A 22,240-nucleotide genomic window follows, 5' to 3' on the forward strand; every position below is an offset into this window, starting at 1 on the left:
CCACCTCAGGCGTCTGCTGATAACAGCGTCGCCACCAGGCCACCCAGCCACTGATCGAGCGCGTACCAGACACCGACCAGCAACAGGCCGGCGGCCACGGCATTGACCAGGGGTGAGCGCAATTGCGGCAGCCGCGTCATGCCCTGCCCGCCGCTCAACGTCGCGGTCGAGCGTCGATGCAATGGCAAAGGCGCGACCCGATCATTCAGGGCGGCCAGCAGTTGCTCGCGCTCGGGGTCATTGATATCGGCGTAACGACCCTTAAAGCCCAGGGTCAAGACCCGCTGGAAAGCCGTCAGCACCAGCGGGTCCGCCGCCGGTTCGCGCAGCACCTCGCGCATGTCCTCGTAGAGGAACACCCCGGCCTGATGGCGGTTGAAGAACCTGGTTTGCAAGGGTTCGCTGGCCCAGCGCGAATGGGCATCGTCGTGGGTGAGATTGAGCATGGTTTCATCGAGCAACGCGCATTGCGCATGGCTGATATGGTCGATGCTGCGTTGCGCCAGGCCGGCCTCTTCGAGCGACTGGCGAACACGCTCGACCTGCTGCACGCAAAGCGCTTTGACTTCATCGCTGTTTTGCGCCGAAGCCCCCTGCCGCAACTCGACCACCAGCAGGTAGCTGTCCTGCAACAAGGCGTCGATGTCCACCGCGATGACGCTGTGTTGTTTCGTTTCGATCAGGTTCATGCGCGTAGTACCGCGAACAGTTCAAGTTTGACGTCGGCCAGGGTGCTCGGGACGTAGAAGGCACAGATGCCCTGAGCCAGGATGGCTTGCCCCTTGGCATGGTTGAGGTCGAGGGCGAAGTACTGGTTTTCCAGGCGCAGGGGGATGGCCGCCGGCACGTGGCTAAGGGACTGCAACGGCACGCCGTCGAGGGCGGCGTTGACCAGTTGATCGACTTCGTCCGGCGTGCCGATCTTGCACAGGCGCGGGAACTGGCTCTGCAGTTGCACGGCCGGCAGGCGGCAACGCACCGACAGATAGAAATCGGCACTGTCCGGCTCCCGCAGCCGAGGGTCGTCGAGCCGCACCTGCCAGCGGTTGGCTGAACGCTCTTCAAGGTCCAGGGCGATGACCCGCGAAGGCAGGCTGGCCTCCAGCAACGTGGAAATCATGCGCAACAGCGGCGGCAACACGCTTTCCAGGTGATCGTGGCGGTAAGGCGGAATCTGCTCGACATCGTGTTCCAGGGAAAAGGTCAGCAGGCTGCCGGCCAGTTTGGTCAGCTCCAAGTAGACCTGCTCGGGAGGCCTGGCAGGCCAGGCCTTGAGATCGGCCAACACCGGCTGGTAGGTGTTCAAGGCATTGAGCAGCCAGAACAGCGACACGTCGGCCACGGCGAAGTCGGCCATGCGCTGGTTGCTTTCGCGGCGCATGCCCATCAGTCGCTGCCGCTTGGAGGACAGTTGGGTCAACAGGTTGTCCAGTTGCGTCAGCAGCCCCGGGTGCGCGGCGAAACTGAGCAAGGGCGGGATGTAGTCGGGGTCAAGGCTCCAGGCGCCCTGCCCGTCGCGTACCATCCGCGCAATCGGGCAGGTCAGGTAATCGCCGTTCTCGTCGTGCTCCAGGCGCAGGCTCAGCACCTGTTCGAGCACGCCGACCGATTGCACCTCGTCGGCGTAGATGTCCTGTACCTGACGCCAGTCCTGGCGATAACGGGTGGGTCGGTCCCCCTCGCCATCAAACAGGCAGTTGTTGCCATTGGCCTGCTCCAGCGGCAGGGCCAGCAGCAAAGTCGCGGCCTGGCTATCACCCGGTAACAGGTGCGACAACTCAAGGCCCGGAGGCAGCCGATCGACATGATCGGTGTCGATCAAGGTACCGTCGGGCATGCGCAGGTTCAGCCGGGTAGCCTTGAGCGTGCCCAGGCGCAAGGCTTCGAGGTCGAAGGCGACGCTGCGAACGCCCCAGGGGTGCACCAGGCACAGACGAGCCAGGCACTCGTTGGCCCAGGCTTCCCAGCGTGCCTGCTGCTGGAATTGCTGCGGGGACAGCAATGCCCCCGCGGCCCACAAGGGGCGGTCGATCTTCATGAGGTCGTATCCCTACGAATTGGCTTGGGATTGATCAGATTCAGGCTTTCGCCTTCGGCATCTGCGAAACCAGCGACAGGTTGACGTCCATGCCTTCCACCTGGAAATGCGGCACGGCATACAACTTGACGCGGAAGAAACCCGGGTTGTCTTCGATATCTTCGACCGTCACCCTGCCAGCCCGCAGCGGGTGCGACGCTTGCAGGTCATCACCGGGATCGTTCATTTCGGTGACCAGCCCGCCGACCCACTTGTTCAGCTCCAGCTCGAGCACACGGCGGTCCTTGGTGGTGCCGATGTTTTCGCGCTGGATCAGCTTCAGGTAATGGGCAATCCGTGACAGCAGGAAGATGTACGGCAGGCGCGCATTGATCCGGCTGTTGGCGGTGGCGTCCGCGGTGTCGTACAGCGCCGGTTTCTGCGTCGAGTTGGCCGAGAAGAAGCAGGCGTAGTCGCGGTTCTTGTAGTAGGACAGCGGGATGAAACCGAGGTTGGCGAACTCGAACTCGCGGGTTTCCGGGATCATCACCTCCGAGGGAATCTTCACCTGATTGCCAGTGCCCAGATCGTACAGATGGATCGGCAGGTCGGTGACCGCGCCGCCCGCCTGCGGGCCACGGATCTGCACACACCAGCCGTTGGCGATGAAGCTCTTGACCATGTTGGCCGCGAAGGCATAGGACGCATTGGTCCACAGGTACTTGTCGTGGTCCGGCCCCTTGACGCTCTCGATGTAGTTGAAGCTGCGCACGGGAACGGTGTCGGGGCCATACGGCAGGCGCCCGAGCACGCGAGGCATGAGCAAGCCGATGTAACGGGCGTCGTCGCTCTCGCGGAAGGCTTTCCACTTGAGGTATTCGGCGCGGTCAAAATAGTTGCCGATGTCCTTGATGGCCGCCACCTCTTCCATCGAGCGCTTGCCGAAGAAGGCCGGCCCGACCGAGCCAATGAATGGCATGTGCGCAGCGGCCGCGACTTTGGAAATGTTGCGCAGCAAGGCGATGTCCTGGGGGCTGCGATCGAATTCGAAGTTGGAGATGGCCGCGGCGATCGGCTCCCCGCCCGGGGTGTCGTATTCCTGGATGTAGGTCTGCACATACAGGCCGCTTTGCGCGATTTCCGGGGCATCTTCGAAATCCTGGACCAGGTGGTCCTTGCTGATGTCCAGCAGTTCGACGCGCACGTTCTGACGGAAGTCGGTCTGGTCGATCAGCGACTTCACACCGCGCCAGGTGGACTCCACACGCTGGAAGTCCTCGTGATGCATCACGGCATCCAGTTGCCGGCTGATCTGCGCATCCAGTGAGGCAATGTGTTCGTCGAGCAGCGTGCGGTCCAGACGCTGGACCTTGTGGGAAGATTGCTTGATCAAGTTGAGAAAAACGCTGACTGCGGCGGTCACGCGCTCATCAGCTGAAACATCGGAAAGTGCTTCGGCGTCTTGAAAGACTTCAATTTCGCCCAGCACTTTTACCGGACTCAGATTGATCTTGCCAAACAGCGCGCCATACACGCCCTGGTTTTCTTTGGACAGCACCGTAGCGCCGCGCGATTGCACGTTGGATTGTTCAGTAGACATATTGAAACTTCCTTTTAAACAAACCGAGTTGAATTAACCAACTTGTTGCGCAGTGAGGGCAGCCAACTCGCCCCGCAGTTCATCGCTCAGCGACTCGTCCATGAGGATGCGCTCCAGTTCCTGACGGAACGTGGCATTGTCCAGAAGGTTCGACTTGAGGTCGCGCAGCAGGTTACGCATCGCCAGCAGCGCGCGCAGCTGTGGAATTTGCCGGGCCACCTGCTCCGGCTCGAAATCCTTCATCCTGCCAAAGCTCAACTCCACCGGGATTTCGCCAGCCTCGTCGGCCAGGGTGTTGGACGCCACCAGCTTGACCTCGGGCGCGTACTCGGCCAGCACGCTGTCGAAATTGTTGCGGTCGATGCCGACTTTGGCTCGCTCCGATAACGGACGCTGTTCCCGGCCGTTACTGTAGTCGCCCATCACCATCAACTTGAGCGGCAGCTCGATTTTTTTCTGCGCGCCACCGGTATGTAAATCGAGCTTGATATTCACCCGAGCCTTGGGCACTTCGTTTTGAAAACTACCAGAAGCCATAAATCCTCCATGAGCATTTGTAACGATTTACACCGTTACACAAAATCAATTACAAATTCCAACCCACTATGCCCGCCGGCATTATGAAGTCACATTACCGACCACAGCATGCAAGCTGTTAGAGCAACAAAAATAGACCATAGACAGGGTAAGTACAGCTGCCGAAACAAACACTCAAACACTTACCAGGAGGAATGTTGAACTAACTTACGCAGGCTTACCATCCTGTAACTAATATTTAGATAAAGGCTACGTTGCACTCAGAACTTGCTTGCACTCGAAACAGCAACTTCCTACATGGCTAGAGAAATTGCCTACACGCAATCTATTGACTCGCTGCAAAAGCAATGCGGCACAGCCGTCATGAAATCAGAAGACAAGGAATACCCGATCTCTGATATCACCACAGCTGTGCTCGAAAGCACTCAGGACTGAGCGCAGGCTGGGCGGTCTGCAAGACCTCAGAATTGCTCGGTGATATAGCGGTACGGATAATCCGGCTCGCGGTAGTCACCCTGCGCCTGCCGCTTAGGCAGTTTCACTTTGGCGCGTTTCACATCCTCATAGGGAATGCTGGCGAGAAGATCGCTGATGATATTGAGACGGGCCCGGCGCTTGTCGTTCGAGTTGGCGACACGCCAAGGGGCGAACTCGGTATCGGTGGCTTTGAACATGTCGTCCCGGGCACGGGAGTAGTCGTACCAGCGGTTGTAGGACTTGAGGTCCATCGGCGACAGCTTCCAGATCTTGCGGCCGTCGGTGATACGTCCCTTGAGCCGACGGGTCTGCTCCTCTTCGCTGACTTCCAGCCAGTACTTGATCAGGATGATGCCCGATTCGACCAGTGCCTGCTCGACCCGCGGCGCCACCGTGAGAAAGGTCTCGAGCTGCTCGTCCGTGCAGAACCCCATCACCCGCTCCACGCCGGCGCGGTTGTACCAGCTGCGATCGAAGATCACCACTTCACCGGCCGCCGGCATGTGCGGCAGATAGCGTTGCAGGTACATCTGGCTCTTTTCCCGATCGGTCGGTGCCGGTAGTGCCACGACGCGGAACACCCGTGGGCTGACCCGTTCGGTGAGGGCCTTGATGGTCCCGCCCTTGCCGGCGCCATCGCGCCCTTCAAAGATCACGCAAACCTTGATGCCCTTCTCTTTCACCCACTCCTGCAACTTGACCAGTTCAACGTGCAGCCGGGCCAGTTCATTGAGATAGACCTTGTTCTTGAGCTTGCCGCTGTCATCAGGTTGGCTTTTCACTGCTGCCTTTTTCTTTGCCATGGTGCAAACCTCGCTAGATACTCCGAACAGTGTCAGGAAGCGCCCGACAGCTGCCATTCACAGTCGACTGAGCCGATAGTGCTCAACCGCCAATTCCAGGTTATGGAAGATGCGCGCCTCGCCCAGCGTGCGCCCCAACGGTGCCTTGATGACCATAGCCGAAACGCTGGGGCTCATTCCCACCAGCCACAGCGAAACGCCTTTTTCGCGCAAGCGTTGTTCAGCGCCGGTGAGCATCTTCAAGGCGGTGTACTCCAGATCGAACACACTGCGCAGGTCGAGGACGACGACCCCCGGCTCGTGTGTCTCGATCAACAGCCGTATCTTCATGCCAATACGCTCGGCATTGGCGAAGAAGATGCGACCTTCGGGCCGAAGCAATAGCAGCCCGTCAAAGTGTTCGTCATTGAGGTTCGTCGGGGACTGTGGACGGAACACGTTGGTGCCGGGCTTGCGACCCAGGATGTGCACCGGTGGATCGGAAACCTGATAGGCCAGGGCGAGCAGCGACACGACAATGGCGACGACAATCCCTTGCAGGGTGCCCAGCAGCATGACGCCGACCATGGCGACGATGGCCCAGACCAGCTCGGTCTTGCGCACTGACAGGATCTCGCGGAATTCCCTGGGCTCGATCAGGCCCACCGAGTACACAATCACTACGGCGGCAAGCGTGGCATTGGGCATCATGCCAATGAACGGCGCCAGCAGCAGGCAGGTACCCAGCGCCAGTGCCGCGGTGATCAACCCCGCCAATTGCGAGCGAGCCCCGGCCAGGCGATTGACCGCCGTCTGGGTGGTGCCGCCGCCAGCGACCATGGCGCCAAGAAACGCCCCGCCGATATTGGCCATGCCGGTGGCGACCAATTCGCGATTGGGCTGCAGCGTGGGTTCATCGTTGCGAGCGAAGGCGCGCGCAGCGGCGATGGATTCGGTAAAGCTCATCAACGCGATGCCCATCGCAGACGGCCAGAGATCAGCGGCCAACGACCAGATCGGCAATACCGGTGCGGGCAGCCCAATCGGCACCACGCCGACCGCCGACACGCCGAAACGCTCCAGATCAAACAGGCTCATGGCGATAATGCCGAGCGCTACCGCAATCAGCGGCGCCGGCAATCGAGGGGTAAAATGCTTCATGCCGACCAGCACCGCCAGCATGCAAACGCCGACCGCCACGGTCGGCAGCGAGACATGTCCGAGCCCCTGGAAAATCGCCACCAGGTTGTGCAGGAAACTGCCTTTGTCGATGTGAATGCCCAGCAGCTTGGGCAACTGGTCGAGAACGATGACCACACCGATGCCCGCCTTGAAGCCCACCAGTACCGGTTCGGAAATGAAGTTGGCAACGAAACCCAGGCGCAGCACCCCGGCCATGATCAGGATCGCGCCCACCATCAAGGCCAAGGTGGCCGAGGCCGCCAACAGTAACGCCGGATCACCGGACGGGCTGGCCTGGGCGAGCGCGGAGCCGGCGAGAATCGCCAGGGTGGTGGTGGTGCTGACACTGAGCGGGCGCGAGGTGCCGAGCACGGTATAGATCACCATCGGCACCAATACGGTATACAGCCCGACCTGCACCGGCAGGCCGGCAATGGTGGCATACGCCAGCGCCTTGGGAATGACCACGGCCGCCGCCGTCAGCCCGGCAATGACATCGCCCCTGAACCAGTCCGGCCTGTAGTTGTTCAGCCACTCGGGTATTAGCAGGCCACGCAAGGTGCCCTGGTGTCGGGTACCGGGAACCCGCGGCTGCGGATGGCTGCCCTGCTCACTCATGTATCACTCCCTGTCGGAATCGGTCTTATAAAGTTTTGCGTGTGCCCGGTTCACCGGGTCTGATCTGTTCATCTGGTCTTTGCACATACGCCATTCACCTGTCCCCACAGGCAATCGGCTCAAGGTCGCAAAACCCAGGCGCCGGGGCATGAAAAACCGGGGTTGAATCTACCGGCAATGGCCGATATGGCCGGACTCGGTCAATGGCGCCGGCCAGTGGATTTGCGCAAAGGCCTGACCATCGAAGAACAACGTCGGGTATGGGACATCTGGTGCGTTATCGTGGACTTCCCTCTGCGGCCCTGGTGGCAGGAAGTCCCTCTAAATCTGATGTTTGACGATAGTACGACCCAGGCAGTCCCACAAGGACAGCCTCTGCGAGTTTGAGCCATGGCGCAGCAGGTATCGGCCAAAAGGCACTGATAAGCCTTTGCGTCACGGCGCTGCACGCAACGCCTCAGGGCAAACCCCGTCACGATCCTGTCATTAAAGCCTGATAGCGTCAGCGCGCTTGCCCTGGCCGCGGCGCTCGACCTGCGATCGACTGCGCCCTGCAGCAGGGTCCCCGCTCCTCCGCCCAAGGTGCCACTTCCGGTGTACTCAAGCACGACGCGCAAGAACATCATCCTTAGATCCAGCGACCTGAACTGCGACGACTTTGGCGCGCTGTTCTCGAAGATGTTCGGCAATCTCTATGCCGACTCGCGCCCGCCGCCCAAAGACATCATCATCGGCGGGGTGTATGGCAGGCACGACGGTGTCAGCTTTCGCCGCATGCACTACCTGGGGGATTTCACCGTCGACTTTCCCGAGCCACTGGACGAGATTACCTTCGTCATCCCCAGCGCCGGGAAGATCCTCTACAACCATGCCACCGTTGGCGGTAGCCAGGTCGGCCTGGCCATCGACAAGGCTGATATCCGCTCGATGCGCTTCATGGACAACCATGCCCAGCACGGAATTTCGATCCGGCGCGCACTGTTTACCGAGCGCCTGTCGACCCTGCTGGGCAAGCCGATTCTGGAAAAGCTGTATTTCGAGCCCGTAGTGGATCTGAATGTCCCGGCCTTCCAGGTCATCCGCACGTTAGTGGAGATGGCCACGGGCAACGAGTTCGATCTGCTGATCAATGCGGGCGCGCTACTGCCTTCGCGCCTGCGCGAGATGCTGGTTGATGCGGTACTTCAAGCCTGGCCGCACAACTTCACGCAAGCGCTGCGACGCCCTGCCCCGACGATTGCGCCGCGACATGTCAAGTTGGCGGTCGAGTACATCCAGGAACATCCCGATGATCTGGTCAGCGGAACGGACCTGGCCCGGTTGAGCAATGTCAGCCTGCGCGCGCTGCAGGATGGATTTCAGCGGTTCATGGGGATGTCGATCGTGGCTTATCAGCGGCAAGTACGGCTGGAGCGTGCCTATGCCGAACTTGCCGGTGAGACCGCGCCTTCGGTGACCGAGGTGGCGTTGCAATACGGGTTCAGCAATGTCGGGAGGTTTTGCCAGTATTTTCAGAAGGCGTATGGGGTGAGTCCGGCAGAGGTGAAGAATGGCCGGCGGGAGGGACGTTTGGGGTTCGCGATGGTTTGATTGTTCACCCTGCCGGGGCGTGTCAGTCAGCATCTGTATTGGCTGTGCCGGCCCCATCGCCAGCAGGCTGGCTCCCACAATTGATCCGGGCGATCAAAAATCTCCTGGTCACCATCAATCCCTGTGGGCGCTAGCCTGCTAGCGATGAGGCCCGCCGATACAACATCAATGGCGGCAGATGCGCTACCGCCATGACATCCCGTCAGAACAGATAACTGGCCTTCAACCCGCCATTGAAGCCATGGCTGTCACCACCGCCACTGGCACCCATTTGCGCCCCGACACTCACCGCGCCCAAATGCGCCATGACGTTCACTGCGGCGGTGAACTGGTCGCGATTGTCGAAGGCGGCCTGTTGCTCCACGTCCAGGCCCAGCAGGTGCCCTTGACTGTCAATCTCGTTATCGCCCAGCACATGCTCATAGCCGACCTGAACACCCGGCACCAGCTGCCACGCGCCCATGCCGACCGGGGCAAAGGCCACGTTGAGGTTGGCCACGGCGCTGTGGCGGGTTTCATTGATGCTGTCGACGTCGAGGGCCAGTTCGCTGCCCGTCTCCTGGAAACCGTCCAGGTTCACGTGACTGACCCGCACGCCGAGACTCGGTTCGAGGATCACATCGCTCACCGGCACGCGGTAACCCAGCGCCAGCGTCAGGCCATAGAGGTTGCCGTGGCTGTCGCCCTTGGCTGTGCCCAGGCCGCCGCCAAGTTCGCGCTTGCTGTCGTAGTCGAGGTAGCCGGCGCTGGCATCGGCGTCGACAAACAGGCCGCGTTCCAGGCCGTTCGGGGCGAATCGCGCACCCGCCGAGAGGAAGGTGTAATCGGTGTCCGCCTCGCCACCCGCCCCGCCGACGCTGCCACGGCTGTAGCCGATGCCGCCATGGGCGCTAAGGTTTTCCGAGAAGCGTTGGGTCAGGCCGACCATCAGCCCCTGGCTGTGCTCGTTGCTGCTGGACGCCTGGGACGAACCATCGGTGCCCAGGTAACCGGCCAGGGCGCTGCTCCACAAGCGGTATTGCCCGGCCTTCAGATCGATGCCACTGGTGAAGGGCGCGGCGGCCTGTTCGATCATCGCGCCCTGGCGCAGCAGGTAGCTGGCGGCGTCGGCGTGCACCTGACCACCGACCGTGGATTCGACACCCGCGAGGTTGCCGGCGTCGATGGCCGATTGCAGGTAATAGTTGTAGTCACTGTAAGTGCCTGAGAGGCTGGTGTTCTGTAGTTGCTGCAACAGCTGGGCACCTGCGGCGGCGTTGCCGACCAGGCCTTGCTGACCGGGCAAGCTGTTGAAATAGACCATCTTGCCGCGCAGCACGTAGATGGTTTCCTGGGACAGGCCCAGGCCCTGTTTGAGGTAGTTGTCCATGCTGCCGTACTGCGCGGTGACCTGATCCAGGCCAGCCTGCAGGAAGCTCGCTTCCACGCCGAGCAGCGGCGCATAAACGGCGGCCATGCTCGGCGGCAGTGCGGCCAGGGTCGCCTGCACGCGCGCGGCGGTGTAGTCGTTGGTGGCCAGATAATTGCTCATGATCGTCGCGTCATCGATCCCGGCGATACTCTGCAGCACGGCGGCGGTCCAGCCGGTGCGGTCCTTGCCGGCGGTACAATGGAACAGCGCAGCACCGTCGACCCCGGCCAGTTCGTTGAACAGCCTGCTGATCTGGCCGCGCATTCCGGCGTCGCTGACGAACGCGCGGTTGGTCTCTTGCATCATCGCAACAGCATCGGCGGCACTGTGAAAAGCGACGCTGGTGATGTTCGAGCCGGACGTGGTGCTGCCGATGATGTCGATGTTGCTGTAGGTCGCCCCCGTCGGCAGGGTATCAGGCGTGCCTGCAATCTCGCTGGGCGTGCGCAGGTCGTAGACCGATTTGATGCCCAGGCTGTTCAACGTCGCCAGGTCCGCGGCCGACGGGGTCAGTGCATTGGAGCGATAGAACACGCCGGCGCGCATGGTGCCATCGTGCGCAGTGGAATACGCCGTGGTGAGGCCGGCAACATCGCGCAAGTTGTCGATGCTTTTCAGGCGTGGCGTATTGAGGGGCACAGGGTCGGCGGCCTGGGCGGCGGCGATGGACAGGCTCAGGACAGACAGCGAACACACAAGACGTTGAAACACGGTACAGCCTCATTGACTACTCGTTGGGCTGCCTACTATCTGTGGCTAAGTGATACTGAATATTACAGTTTGCCTTTCGCAGAAAATGCCTGCGCGATCTGTCCGCGAGGTGCGTTATCTGTCCGCACCCGGCGTCTGGTGGTGATGGATGCGCCTTTGCCCAGTTCCGCAGCATTCGCCAGGACGCCACGGACAATGAGGCGTCGATGGCGACGAAACTGAAAATGCCGGTGCTGGCAGTCAGCGGCGAAAAATCTTTCGGCGCCAATGAAGCGATCGTGATGCGCAATGCCGCAGACAGCGTCACCGAGGTGGTCGTTGCCAACGCCGGGCATTGGCTGATGGAAGAAGCACCGGGGCCGACCATTGCGGCGATTCGCGAATTTATCGCGAAGTGAAGCGATGCCGGGCGAAAATTTAATGAACGCAAAGGGCCCGCGTCCACCTAACTGAAGGACCATCAGGAGGTGACGCATGCAAAACCCGACAATGTGGATCGTATTGGCTGCAGTGCTTTTGCTTATCGAACTCTGGGCGATCAACCGGGTGCGCAAAAGCGCCGGTAAAGCGAGTACCAAGGGGGTGTGGATGGTGGTGATCGTGTTTGTGCCGCTGCTCGGGCTGGCGTTGTGGGCGCTGGCGGGGCCCAAGCACGTAGCGCACTCGCCTTCGCCGCAATCCGGACATTAACAGTTCCTGGTTTCCTGTAGGAGCGAGCATGCTCGCGAAAAAACGCAATGACACCGCGGTAAACCTGTTGCCGCGTTATCGTTGACGTTTTTCGCGAGCATGCTCGCTCCTACAGGTACCAGGTATCAGATCCAGATTGGGTGCGCTTGAATCAGCTGCCCCCACCGCTGCTGCCACCGCCCACCTGGCCAGGGGCAACAGGCTTGGAACCCGCAGGGACCGGGCCGTTGTCGGTCTTGCCGCTGTCGGCGCCCTGGGGCAGTGAAGCGGCATCAGGGTCGGCATTGGTCGGTTTTGGACCGGTATCCTTGGTTTGGCTGGTGCCGTCTGCCTCGGTGGAACTGGTGTAGGGTTTCTCGGCGGCGATGCTCACCAGCGAGGTGCCAGTGAGGATGGCGGCAAGTGTCAGGACAACAAACTTTTGATTGAGCATGACGGTTCTTCCTTTGCGTGGCTGATAAAGCTTGGAAGAACCGTTATCAAGAAGGTGCGACGCAGTGGACGAGCGGTCACACCGCCTTGGTGATCAGAAGTTCGCCGGCGTGTTGGCGCTGATGATCTCTGCCTCATCCTGGCCGATATTGCGAAACCGGTGCGGCAGCGTCGTCGGGAAGTAATAGCCGTCCCCAGCATTGAGCACACTCACCTGGCCGTCCACGGTCAGTTCCACGGTGCCACGGGTGACCAGGCCGCATTCCTCACCTTCAGCGTGCACAATCGGCTCTTCACCTGAGCTGGCACCCGGCGCGTACTGCTCGCGCAGCAGACGCATTTGCCGGCTGGGTACAGACGCACCGATCAGCAGCAGACGCAGGCCGTGACGGCCGAGATCCGGCTGTTCGCTTGAACGGAAAACGTACTGGTGTTCGCGTGGCGGCTGATCGAAGGTGAAAAAGTCCGCCAGTGACATGGGAATGCCTTCGAGCAGTTTCTTCAGGGAACTGACCGAGGGACTGACGCGATTTTGTTCGATCAGGGAAATGGTGGCATTGGTGACGCCGCTACGCCGGGCCAGCTCGCGCTGGGATAGTTTGTAGCTTTCGCGTACTAATTTGAGTCGTGAGCCCGTGTCCATGACAGCCTTATGTGCGTACTACTCAAGGATAATGGGTGTGGAGAGCTGGCGCGATTCACGCCGTTTCCGGCCCCGCAAACGTGAAAGGCGGCTATTAAATCACGTTTGTCAGAGTTGCTCAGCAGGTTCGATAAACGGTGGGGGAAAATGACTGTGAACATCAATCTTCAATCAACCGTGGCCCCTGTGGGAGCGGGCTTGCTCGCGAAGGCGGTGTATCAGGCGCCATCAATTGCGCCTGATATGGCCTCTTCGCGAGCAAGCCCGCTCCCACAGGGAAAGCGATGTTTGAGCGGCTAAAAAAACCGGCGGCACTTTTGGGGATGCCGCCGGTGAGGTAAAGCTTAGATCCCGAACCGGTCGCGCAGCGAGTAGTACACGGCACCAAGAGCGGTCAACGGTGCCGAGAAGGTGCGCCCGCCGATCATCGGCATGTGCGGCAAGGAGGCGAAGGCGTCGAAACGCTCGGCATCGCCACGGATCATTTCCGAGATCAGTTTGCCGGCCAGGTGCGAACAGGTGACGCCATGGCCGCTGTAGCCCTGCATGTAGTAGGCGTTTTTCTCGATACGGCCGAATTGCGGCATGCGCGACATGGTCAACAGGAAGTTGCCGGTCCAGCGGTAGTCGATCTTCACGTCCTTGAGTTGCGGGAAGGTCTTGAGGATTTTCGGCCGGATCAGTTGCTCGATATCGTCCGGCTCACGTGCGCCGTAGACCACGCCGCCGCCGTAGAGCAAGCGGTTGTCGGCCGTCAGGCGGTAGTAGTCGAGCAGGTAGTTGCAGTCTTCAACGCAGTAGTTGTTGCTGATCAGGCTCTTGGCCTGCTGCTTCGACAACGGCTCGGTGACGACGATTTGCGACCCGCACGGCATGCTTTTGCTGGTCACGCGATTGTCGAGGCCCTGGGGCAGGTAGGCGTTACCGGCGATCAGCAGGTACTTGGCCTTCACCAGGCCTTTGGCAGTGCGCACAGTGATTGGCTCGCCGTAGGTGATTTCCACCGCCGCCGATTGCTCGTAGATCTTGCCGCCCAGGCCGATGATTGCCGAAGCTTCACCAAGGGCCAGGTTCAGCGGGTGAATGTGCCCGCCCTGCATGTCCAGCAGGCCGCCGACGTAGGCGTCGGAACCGACTTCGCGCCTGATGTCCGCCGCGTCGAGCATTTTCAGGTTCTTGTTGCCGTAGCGCTCCCAGCTTTTCTTCTGCTCGGCCAGGCCTTTGAGCTGCTTCTTGTTCATCGCCGCGAAGATGCCGCCAGGACGGTAATCGCACTGGATGTCGTAGTGCTGTATGCGCTGACGGATGATGTCGGCGCCTTCGAAAATCATGCTGCCGAGGACCTCGGCGGTCTTGTCGCCATAGCGCTCTTCGATGACATCGACGTCGCGGCTGTAGGAGTTGACCAGTTGACCGCCGTTGCGACCGCTGGCGCCGAAGCCGACTTTGGCGGCTTCGAGCACGGTCACGCTGTAGCCCGCTTCGGCGAGGAACAGGGCCGAGGACAGGCCGGTGTAGCCGGCACCGATCACGCAGACGTCGCAGTCCACAGCGCCTTCGAGCACCGGGAAATCGCCGGTGAAGTTGCGGGTGGCGGCGTAGTAGCTGTTTACATGTGTCTGTTTCATAGATTTCTCCGATGGTCGCCGCAGAGCCGGCGACCGCCGCTTATAAAGGTGTCAGAGCTTGATCCAGGTCGCTTTGAGTTCGGTGTACTTATCGAACGCGTGCAGCGACTTGTCGCGACCGTTGCCCGATTGCTTGAACCCGCCGAACGGCGCGGTCATGTCGCCGCCGTCGTACTGGTTGACCCAGACGCTGCCGGCGCGCAAGCCACGGGCGAAGGTGTGGGCCTTGCTCAGGTTGCTGGTCCATACGCCGGCGGCCAAACCGTAGATGCTGTCGTTGGCGATTTGCAGCGCTTGTTGCTCGCTGTCGAAGGTGATCACCGACAACACCGGGCCGAAGATTTCTTCCTGGGCGATGGTCATGGCGTTGGTCACACCGTCGAAAATCGCCGGTTCCACGTACAGGCCGCCGGTGTCTTCGAGGGTGCGGCTGCCGCCGGCGATCAGTTGACCGCCCTGCTGCTTGCCGACTTCGATGTAGCGCAATACGTTTTCCAGTTGACGCTGGTCGACGACCGCGCCGACGGTGGACGCAGGATCAAGGGCGTGGCCCGGTTTCCAGGCTTGCAGGGCCTCTACCAGCAATGGAATGAACTGCTCGCGAATCGAGCGCTCCACCAGCAAACGCGAGCCGGCGGTGCAGACCTCACCCTGGTTGAAGGCAATGGCGCCGGCGGCGGCCTGCGCTGCGGCGCGCAAGTCCGGCGCATCGGCGAACACCACGTTGGCGCTCTTGCCACCGGCTTCAGCCCAGACGCGCTTCATGTTGCTTTGCCCGGCGTAGATCATCAGCTGCTTGGCAATCGCCGTGGAGCCGGTGAAGGCCAGCACGTCGACGTCCATGTGCAGCGCCAAAGCCTTGCCGACGGTGTGACCGAAACCCGGCAAAACGTTGAAGACGCCTTTGGGAATACCGGCGTCGAGTGCCAGCTGCGCGATGCGGATCGCGGTCAGCGGTGACTTTTCCGAAGGCTTGAGGATGAACGAGTTACCCATCGCCAGGGCCGGGGCGAATTTCCAGCTGGCCATGATCAGCGGGAAGTTCCACGGCACGATGGCCGCTACTACGCCAGCCGCTTCGCGAGTCACCAGGCCAAGCTGATCGTGGGGCGTGGCGGCGACTTCGTCGTAGATCTTGTCGATGGCCTCGGCGGTCCAGCGGACCGCATTGGCGGTAGCCGGGATGTCGATGCCCATGGAGTCGCTGATCGGCTTGCCCATGTCGAGGGTTTCGAGCAGCGCCAGTTCTTCCCGGTTGGCCAGGATCAGGTCGGCGAAGCGGATCAGGATGCGCTTGCGCTCGGCTGGGGCCAGTTGGGACCACACGCCGGATTCGAAGGTGCGGCGCGCCACCGCGACCGCGGCGTTGGCGTCGGCTTCGTCGGTGCTGGCGACGTTTGCCAGGAATCGCCCGTCCACCGGGCTCATGCATTCGAACGTCGCGCCGCTGGCGGCTGCGCAGTATTGGCCGTCGATGAATGCCCGACCTTCAATGGATAAGGACTGGAAGCGTTGCTCCCAGTCGCTGCGAGTGTTTGTCATTGTTTTGACTCGACGCAGGGGAAAATTGAGGTGTGTCTGGTTCATTTGTTCGGCTTGGCATCCGGCCCTCACCCTAGCCCTCCCGAAACGTCGGACCGCCCATAGGGAGAGGGGACTGACCGAGGGGTCTTGGGATCTGCTGCGACCTGAGCGACCGAGTCGATTATGGATTCGGTAGAACAGCTTCACGTCGCGGGATTTCACGAGCATCACGGTTCCCCTCTTCCCTTGGCGGAAGGGACTGACCGAGCTGCCTCAAGGCATGCTGCGACCTGATCCACCGAGTCGACTATGGATTCGGCACAAAAGGTTCAGGTCGCAGGATTTCCCGAGCATCCCCGGATCAGTCCCCTCTCCCCCGGGGAGAGGGTTAGGGTGAGGGGCTTTTCAAATATCAAACGGTATGCAAATACCAGTTGTACTCAAGATCCGAGATGGAGTTCTCGAACTCGGCCAGCTCGCTTTCCTTACAAGCCACAAACACATCGATGTACATCGGGTCGATGTATTTGGCCATGACTTCGCTGTCATCGAGCTCACGCAAAGCATCGCGCAGGTTGTTGGGCAGGCTCTGCTCGTTCTGCTCGTAGCTGTTGCCTTCCACCGGAGCGCCCGGCTCGATCTTGTTGGTGAGGCCGTGGTGCACACCGGCCAATACCGAAGCCATCAGCAAGTACGGGTTGGCATCGGCACCGGCCACGCGGTGCTCAATGCGCACGGCGTCCGGCGAGCCAGTCGGCACACGTACCGCCACGGTACGATTGTCGATGCCCCAGCTCGGCGAGTTCGGCACGTAGAACTGTGCGCCGAAACGACGGTAGGAGTTGACGTTCGGGCAGAGGAACGCCATCTGCGCCGGCAGGGTCTCGAGCACACCGCCGATCGCGTGTCGCAGCGCGGCGTTCTGCTCGGGATCCTCGCTGGCAAAGATGTTGTTGCCTTCCTTGTCGAGAATCGAAATGTGCACGTGCAGACCATTACCTGCCTGGCCCGGGTACGGCTTGGCCATGAAGGTGGTGTCCATCTCGTGGTCGTAGGCGATGTTCTTCACCAGACGCTTGAGCAGGACTGCATAGTCGCAAGCCTTTATAGGGTCGGATACGTGGTGCAGGTTGACTTCGAACTGCGCCGGGGCGCTTTCCTTGACGATGGCGTCAGCAGGAATGCCCTGCTCTTTCGCGCCTTCGAGAATGTCTTGCAGGCAATCGACGTATTCGTCGAGGTCGTCGATGAGGTACACCTGGGTCGACATCGGACGCTTGCCGGACACCGGCGAACGTGGCGACTGCGGACGACCGTTCACGTTGTCCTGGTCGATCAGGTAGAACTCCAGCTCGAACGCGGCGCAGATGGTCAGGCCCAGATCGTCGAACTTGCGCACGACATTGGCCAGCACTTCACGCGGGTCGGCGAAGAACGGCTGGCCTTCGATTTCGTGCATGGTCATCAGCAGTTGCGCGGTTGGGCGCTTCTGCCAAGGCTCGATGCTCAGGGTGCCGGGGATCGGATAGCAGATCCGGTCGGCATCGCCGATGTCCAGGCCCAGGCCGGTGCTTTCCACGGTGGAGCCATTGATGTCCAGCGCAAACAGCGACGCCGGCAGGTTGATGCCTTTCTCGTAAACCTTATGAAGACTGGTGCGTTCGATGCGCTTGCCGCGCACCACACCGTTCATATCCGCAATCAGAAGGTCGACGTACAAAACCTCAGGATATTTCTTAAGGAATGCGTTTGCTTCGTTGAGTTGAACGGTACGCAGAGGGACCGACATGATGCACCTATTTTTTACTGTTAATTATTATGTTCACCGCCCTTTCACGTAGCCAGTCAATCCGAAAGGCAAAGTGAAGTCAATAGCGAACACTTGGCCTTTCAACGTTTATTTTAGGGCCTCTCAGAGACAATAGAGTGTCAGATCATCCCTGGAACACAGGTAAATCCTCAGCTTCAGACGTTCGCCGTTTAGAATTTTTTACATGACAGTTGTTAATTAAAATCAACAAGGCTAAGCTCCGGAAAAGCTCGTTCAAGTGTGAAACTTCGAGGTGATAAAAATGGCACTCAAGCCATTGATCGGCGTTACTGCATGCGTCAAACAGATTGGCCTGCACCCCTACCATGTCAGCGGCGACAAGTACTTGCGCGCTGTCAGCGTTGCGGCACTGGGGCTGCCAGTCGTCATCCCTTCCCTGGCTGAACTGACCGAAATCGAGGACCTGCTGCCGCAGCTCGATGGTCTGTTGCTGACCGGATCGCCGTCGAACGTGGAACCCTTCCACTATCATGGCCCCGCCAGCGCCCCCGGCACGGATCACGATCCGGCGCGGGATGCCACCACCCTGCCCCTGATCCGCGCCGCGATTGCTGCTGGCGTTCCAGTACTCGGCATCTGCCGTGGCTTTCAGGAAATGAACGTGGCGTTCGGTGGCAGCCTGCATCAGAAAGTCCACGAAGTGCCGGGCTACCTCGATCACCGCGAGGCCGACCACCCGGAGCTGGCGGTGCAATACGCACCGGCGCATGCGGTCAATGTGCAGCCCGGTGGCGTGTTCGAAGCGCTGGATCTGCCGGCGGTGTTCCAGGTGAACTCGATTCACAGCCAGGGTATCGACCGCCTCGCTCCCGGCCTGCGCGCCGAAGCGGTCGCGCCCGATGGCTTGATCGAAGCGATTTCGGTGGAGCACAGCAAGGCTTTCGCCCTCGGCGTGCAGTGGCACCCGGAATGGCAGGTGCTGGACAACCCTGCTTACCTGCGGATTTTCCAGGCGTTTGGTGAAGCATGCCGGCAACGGGCGGCCCAGCGGCACTCGCGCTGACGACCCGGTAATCCCATTCAACGATTAACTGCCCCCGCGAGCGGGCAGGCGCCTTCGCGCGTCCCGCTCGCGGCAGCTACACCCTGCGATAACAACAAGCACTACCCGGCAGCCAGGACGGCGGCGCCGAATGAACCCGAGCCGACGGGGCTTCCCTGTAGGAACTGGCTTGTGTGGCGAGGGGGCTTGCCCCCGTTCGATTGCAAAGCAATCGTGAATCGGTCAGCGCGTGCTACTTCACGGCGTCGACTGATTTCAGGGGCGCTTCGCTCCCCAACGGGGGCAAGCCCCCTCGCCACACAAGCCGACTCCTGCTGGGAGCACGGTTGAATTGACCGGCACCGTCCGGCTCGGGTTTGCAATCAACTATTAAGCCGGGCCGCGTTGGCCTGGCGACTGAAACCTGTTGGGAGTTTCACATGGCAAACGCCTCCAGCATTTACAGGAAGGCTCTTGAAGGTCACCAGGCACCGAAAAAGGTGCTGGTGAAAGTCGATCGCGTCACCAAGAAGTTCGACGAGACCACTGCGGTGGACGATGTCTCCCTGGAGATCCATCAGGGTGAAATCTTCGCCCTGCTCGGCGGTTCCGGCTCAGGCAAGTCGACCCTGTTGCGCATGCTCGCAGGTTTCGAACGTCCGACCGAGGGGCGAATCCTGCTTGATGGTGTCGACATCACCGACATGCCGCCGTACGAACGACCGATCAACATGATGTTCCAGTCCTACGCACTGTTCCCTCACATGACAGTGGCGCAGAACATCGCCTTTGGCCTCAAGCAGGACCGTTTGCCTGCCAGCGAGATCGACGCCCGCGTCGACGAAATGCTGCGTTTGGTGCACATGACCCAATACGCCAAACGCAAACCCCATCAACTCTCCGGCGGTCAGCGCCAGCGTGTGGCCCTGGCCCGCTCCCTGGCCAAGCGACCGAAGTTGTTGCTGCTCGACGAGCCAATGGGTGCACTGGATAAAAAGCTGCGTTCGCAAATGCAGCTTGAGCTGGTCGAGATTATCGAGCGTGTCGGCGTGACCTGCGTGATGGTGACCCACGACCAGGAAGAAGCCATGACCATGGCGCAGCGCATCGCGATCATGCACCTGGGCTGGATCGCCCAGATCGGCAGCCCGGTAGACATCTATGAAGCGCCGGTCAGCCGCATGGTCTGCGAGTTCATCGGCAACGTGAACGCCTTCGACGGCACGGTGATCGAGGACCTGGAAGGTCACGCGATCATCCACAGCAAGGACCTGGAACAGAAGATCTACGTCGGCCACGGCGTCAGTACTTCGGTGCAGGACAAGTCGATCACCTACGCCATCCGCCCGGAAAAACTGCTGGTCAGCACCGTCAAGCCGGAGCAACGCTACAACTGGTCCAGCGGCAAGGTGCATGACATTGCCTACCTCGGCGGCCACTCAGTGTTCTACGTCGAACTGCCCGGCGGCAAGATCGTCCAGTCGTTCATGGCCAACGCCGAACGCCGTGGTGCACGTCCGACCTGGGACGACCATGTCTACGTGTGGTGGGAAGACGACAGTGGCGTGGTACTGCGCGCATGAAAACCTTCAATCAGCAATTCCTCAGGCTGGTCCCCAGCGGGCGCAAGTTCGTCATCGGCATTCCGTTCCTGTGGCTGTGCCTGTTCTTCCTGTTGCCGTTCTTCCTGGTGATGAAGATCAGCTTCTCGGAAGCGGCCCTGGCCATTCCGCCCTACTCGGAGATCTACACCTACGCCGAGCAGAAATTCCAGTTGCTGCTCAACATCGGCAACTACACCTTGCTCGGCGAAGATGAGCTGTATCTCTCCGCCTACCTGGGTTCGTTGAAGGTTGCGCTGTTCAGTACGCTGATGTGCCTGGTGCTCGGCTTTCCGATGGCCTACGCGATCACCAAGGCCAGCAAGGAAGCGCAGAACGTGCTGATGCTGCTGATCATGATGCCGACCTGGACCGCGATCCTGATCCGCGTCTACGCGTGGATGGGCATCCTCAGCAACAACGGGCTGCTCAACGGCTTCCTGATGTGGACCGGGCTGACGTCGCACCCGATCGAGATCCTCAACACCAACACCGCCGTCTATATAGGCGTGGTGTATGCCTACCTGCCGTTCATGGTGCTGCCGCTGTACGCCAACCTGGTCAAGCATGACCAAAGCCTGCTGGAGGCTGCGTCGGATCTGGGTTCGAGCACCTTCAACAGCTTCTGGAAAATCACCGTGCCGCTGGCCAAGAACGGCATCATCGCCGGTTGCATGCTGGTGTTCATCCCGGTGGTCGGTGAGTTCGTGATTCCGGAACTGCTGGGCGGCCCGGAAACCCTGATGATCGGCCGCGTGCTGTGGCAAGAGTTCTTCAACAACCGCGACTGGCCGGTGGCGTCCGCCCTTGCAGTGGTGATGCTGTTGATCCTGATTGTGCCGATTCTGCTGTTCAACCGCAGCCAGGCCAAAGAAATGGAGGCACGGGGATGAAACGTTTCGGGTTCTCAAAATTGATGCTGGTGCTCGGCCTGTCGTTTATCTACCTGCCGATGCTGATCCTGGTGATCTACTCGTTCAACGCCTCGAAGCTGGTGACGGTGTGGGGTGGCTGGTCGTTCAAGTGGTACGCCGGCCTGCTCGACAACACACAACTGATGGGCTCGGTGCTGCGCTCGCTGGAAATCGCCTGCTACACCGCGATTGCCGCCGTCGCACTGGGGACGCTGGCCGCGTTCGTCCTGACCCGCGTCACGCGCTTCAAGGGCCGCACGCTGTTCGGTGGCCTGGTCACCGCGCCGCTGGTGATGCCCGAGGTGATCACCGGTCTGTCGCTATTGCTGCTGTTCGTGGCCATGGCGCAGTTGATCGGCTGGCCGATGGAGCGTGGCATCGTCACCATCTGGATCGCCCACACCACGTTTTGTGCCGCCTATGTTGCGGTGGTAGTCTCCGCCCGCCTTCGCGAGCTGGACCTGTCCATCGAAGAAGCGGCCATGGACCTGGGTGCGAAGCCATTCAAGGTGTTTTTCCTGATCACGATTCCGATGATCGCGCCGTCACTGGCAGCCGGCGGCATGATGTCCTTCGCCCTGTCGCTGGATGACCTGGTGCTGGCCAGCTTCGTGTCCGGCCCGGGCTCCACGACCCTGCCGATGGAAGTGTTCTCGGCGGTGCGCCTGGGTGTGAAGCCAGAGATCAACGCCGTGGCCAGCCTGATTCTGTTGGCCGTATCGATCGTGACCTTCATGGTCTGGTACTTCAGCCGCCGCGCCGAAGCCAACCGTAAACGGGCGATTCAGGAAGCCATGGAGCAGACCGCCAGCGAATCCTGGCAACAACCGAAAAAGCAGATGCAGGAAGCGACGGCCTGAGGTAACTGTGATAAGGGGGGGGGGATTGCTGTGGTAAGGGGGCTTTTGTGGCGAGGGGGCTTGTCGGACCGCCGCACCGCCCCGTTGGGCTGCGAAGCGGCCCCAAAGCGGTGTTCCATTGACACCGCACTCAGTGGTTTTTACGACTGCTGCGCAGCCGAACGGGGGCAAGCCCCCTCGCCACAAAAGCCCCCTCGCCACAGGCAAGCC

Annotated in this window: 19 protein-coding genes; 7 read left to right on the forward strand and 12 right to left on the reverse strand. The window is 60.7% G+C overall.

Annotated elements, in window-relative coordinates:
* Positions 1-5: 5 nt before the first annotated feature.
* From tssL to ASE98_RS12640, 6 genes are all read right to left on the reverse strand, one after another.
* Positions 6-689, reverse strand: coding sequence for a type VI secretion system protein TssL, short form (gene tssL / locus ASE98_RS12615; RefSeq protein WP_060541693.1), 684 nt, complete (start codon positions 687-689; stop codon positions 6-8).
* Positions 686-2,038 carry a type VI secretion system baseplate subunit TssK gene (tssK, locus tag ASE98_RS12620; protein ID WP_060541694.1) on the reverse strand — a complete coding sequence of 451 codons (1,353 nt, stop codon included), beginning with the start codon at positions 2,036-2,038 and terminating at the stop codon, positions 686-688. The genes tssL and tssK overlap by 4 nt, the downstream gene beginning before the upstream one ends.
* Positions 2,039-2,078: 40 nt before the next feature.
* The gene (tssC, locus tag ASE98_RS12625; RefSeq protein ID WP_060541695.1) at positions 2,079-3,617 is read right to left on the reverse strand and encodes a type VI secretion system contractile sheath large subunit; all 1,539 of its coding nucleotides are present in this window, start codon (positions 3,615-3,617) and stop codon (positions 2,079-2,081) included.
* Between the two features lie 33 nt (positions 3,618-3,650).
* Positions 3,651-4,154 carry a type VI secretion system contractile sheath small subunit gene (gene tssB / locus ASE98_RS12630; protein WP_060541696.1) on the reverse strand — a complete coding sequence of 168 codons (504 nt, stop codon included), beginning with the start codon at positions 4,152-4,154 and terminating at the stop codon, positions 3,651-3,653.
* 461 nt (positions 4,155-4,615) lie between these two features.
* Complete coding sequence (gene ppk2 / locus ASE98_RS12635) at positions 4,616-5,434, reverse strand: polyphosphate kinase 2 (RefSeq protein ID WP_060541697.1); 819 nt, start codon at positions 5,432-5,434, stop codon at positions 4,616-4,618.
* A 57-nt stretch (positions 5,435-5,491) separates the two neighbouring features.
* Positions 5,492-7,213, reverse strand: a complete 1,722-nt coding sequence (locus ASE98_RS12640; RefSeq protein ID WP_060541698.1) for a SulP family inorganic anion transporter — start codon at positions 7,211-7,213, stop codon at positions 5,492-5,494.
* 594 nt (positions 7,214-7,807) lie between these two features.
* On the opposite strand from ASE98_RS12640, the gene ASE98_RS12645 reads away from it, so the two are divergent.
* Positions 7,808-8,803: a helix-turn-helix transcriptional regulator gene (locus tag ASE98_RS12645; protein WP_060541699.1), complete on the forward strand. Its 996-nt coding sequence runs from the start codon at positions 7,808-7,810 to the stop codon at positions 8,801-8,803.
* Positions 8,804-9,005: 202 nt separating this feature from the next.
* On the opposite strand, the gene ASE98_RS12650 is transcribed toward ASE98_RS12645, so the two are convergent.
* Positions 9,006-10,925 (reverse strand): tyrosine-protein phosphatase, encoded by a 1,920-nt coding sequence (locus tag ASE98_RS12650; RefSeq protein ID WP_060541700.1) that lies wholly within the window; start codon positions 10,923-10,925, stop codon positions 9,006-9,008.
* A 206-nt stretch (positions 10,926-11,131) separates the two neighbouring features.
* On the opposite strand from ASE98_RS12650, the gene ASE98_RS12655 reads away from it, so the two are divergent.
* Entirely contained in the window at positions 11,132-11,323 is a 192-nt protein-coding gene (locus ASE98_RS12655) for an alpha/beta fold hydrolase (protein WP_060541701.1), read from the forward strand.
* A gap of 76 nt (positions 11,324-11,399) precedes the next feature.
* Complete coding sequence (locus ASE98_RS12660) at positions 11,400-11,615, forward strand: PLDc N-terminal domain-containing protein (RefSeq protein WP_060541702.1); 216 nt, start codon at positions 11,400-11,402, stop codon at positions 11,613-11,615.
* Positions 11,616-11,766: 151 nt separating this feature from the next.
* Here the strand turns inward: ASE98_RS12660 and ASE98_RS12665 are convergent, their stop codons facing one another.
* The 5 genes from ASE98_RS12665 to ASE98_RS12685 all read right to left on the reverse strand — a co-directional run bounded on the left by ASE98_RS12665 (position 11,767) and on the right by ASE98_RS12685 (position 17,631).
* Positions 11,767-12,048 (reverse strand): hypothetical protein, encoded by a 282-nt coding sequence (locus ASE98_RS12665; protein ID WP_060541703.1) that lies wholly within the window; start codon positions 12,046-12,048, stop codon positions 11,767-11,769.
* 93 nt (positions 12,049-12,141) lie between these two features.
* Positions 12,142-12,690: a cupin domain-containing protein gene (locus ASE98_RS12670; RefSeq protein WP_060541704.1), complete on the reverse strand. Its 549-nt coding sequence runs from the start codon at positions 12,688-12,690 to the stop codon at positions 12,142-12,144.
* Positions 12,691-13,034: 344 nt separating this feature from the next.
* Positions 13,035-14,318, reverse strand: a complete 1,284-nt coding sequence (locus ASE98_RS12675; RefSeq protein WP_060541705.1) for an NAD(P)/FAD-dependent oxidoreductase — start codon at positions 14,316-14,318, stop codon at positions 13,035-13,037.
* A gap of 51 nt (positions 14,319-14,369) precedes the next feature.
* A complete protein-coding gene (locus tag ASE98_RS12680) occupies positions 14,370-15,860 on the reverse strand; it encodes an aldehyde dehydrogenase (protein WP_060541792.1) in 1,491 nt (496 codons plus the stop codon).
* A 394-nt stretch (positions 15,861-16,254) separates the two neighbouring features.
* Complete coding sequence (locus ASE98_RS12685; protein WP_060541706.1) at positions 16,255-17,631, reverse strand: glutamine synthetase family protein; 1,377 nt, start codon at positions 17,629-17,631, stop codon at positions 16,255-16,257.
* Positions 17,632-17,914: 283 nt separating this feature from the next.
* On the opposite strand from ASE98_RS12685, the gene ASE98_RS12690 reads away from it, so the two are divergent.
* The 4 genes from ASE98_RS12690 (at position 17,915) to ASE98_RS12705 (ending at position 22,030) form a co-directional block, all read left to right on the forward strand.
* Complete coding sequence (locus tag ASE98_RS12690; protein ID WP_060541707.1) at positions 17,915-18,676, forward strand: gamma-glutamyl-gamma-aminobutyrate hydrolase family protein; 762 nt, start codon at positions 17,915-17,917, stop codon at positions 18,674-18,676.
* Between the two features lie 419 nt (positions 18,677-19,095).
* A complete protein-coding gene (locus ASE98_RS12695; RefSeq protein WP_060541708.1) occupies positions 19,096-20,238 on the forward strand; it encodes an ABC transporter ATP-binding protein in 1,143 nt (380 codons plus the stop codon).
* On the forward strand, positions 20,235-21,149 hold the full coding sequence (locus ASE98_RS12700; protein WP_060541709.1) for an ABC transporter permease subunit: 915 nt from the start codon (positions 20,235-20,237) through the stop codon (positions 21,147-21,149). The genes ASE98_RS12695 and ASE98_RS12700 overlap by 4 nt, the downstream gene beginning before the upstream one ends.
* Positions 21,146-22,030, forward strand: coding sequence for an ABC transporter permease subunit (locus tag ASE98_RS12705; protein WP_060541710.1), 885 nt, complete (start codon positions 21,146-21,148; stop codon positions 22,028-22,030). Before ASE98_RS12700 ends, ASE98_RS12705 begins: the two co-directional genes overlap by 4 nt.
* Positions 22,031-22,240: the final 210 nt, after the last annotated feature.

The sequence above is a fragment of the Pseudomonas sp. Leaf48 genome (assembly GCF_001421885.1).
Taxonomy (GTDB): Bacteria; Pseudomonadota; Gammaproteobacteria; order Pseudomonadales; family Pseudomonadaceae; genus Aquipseudomonas.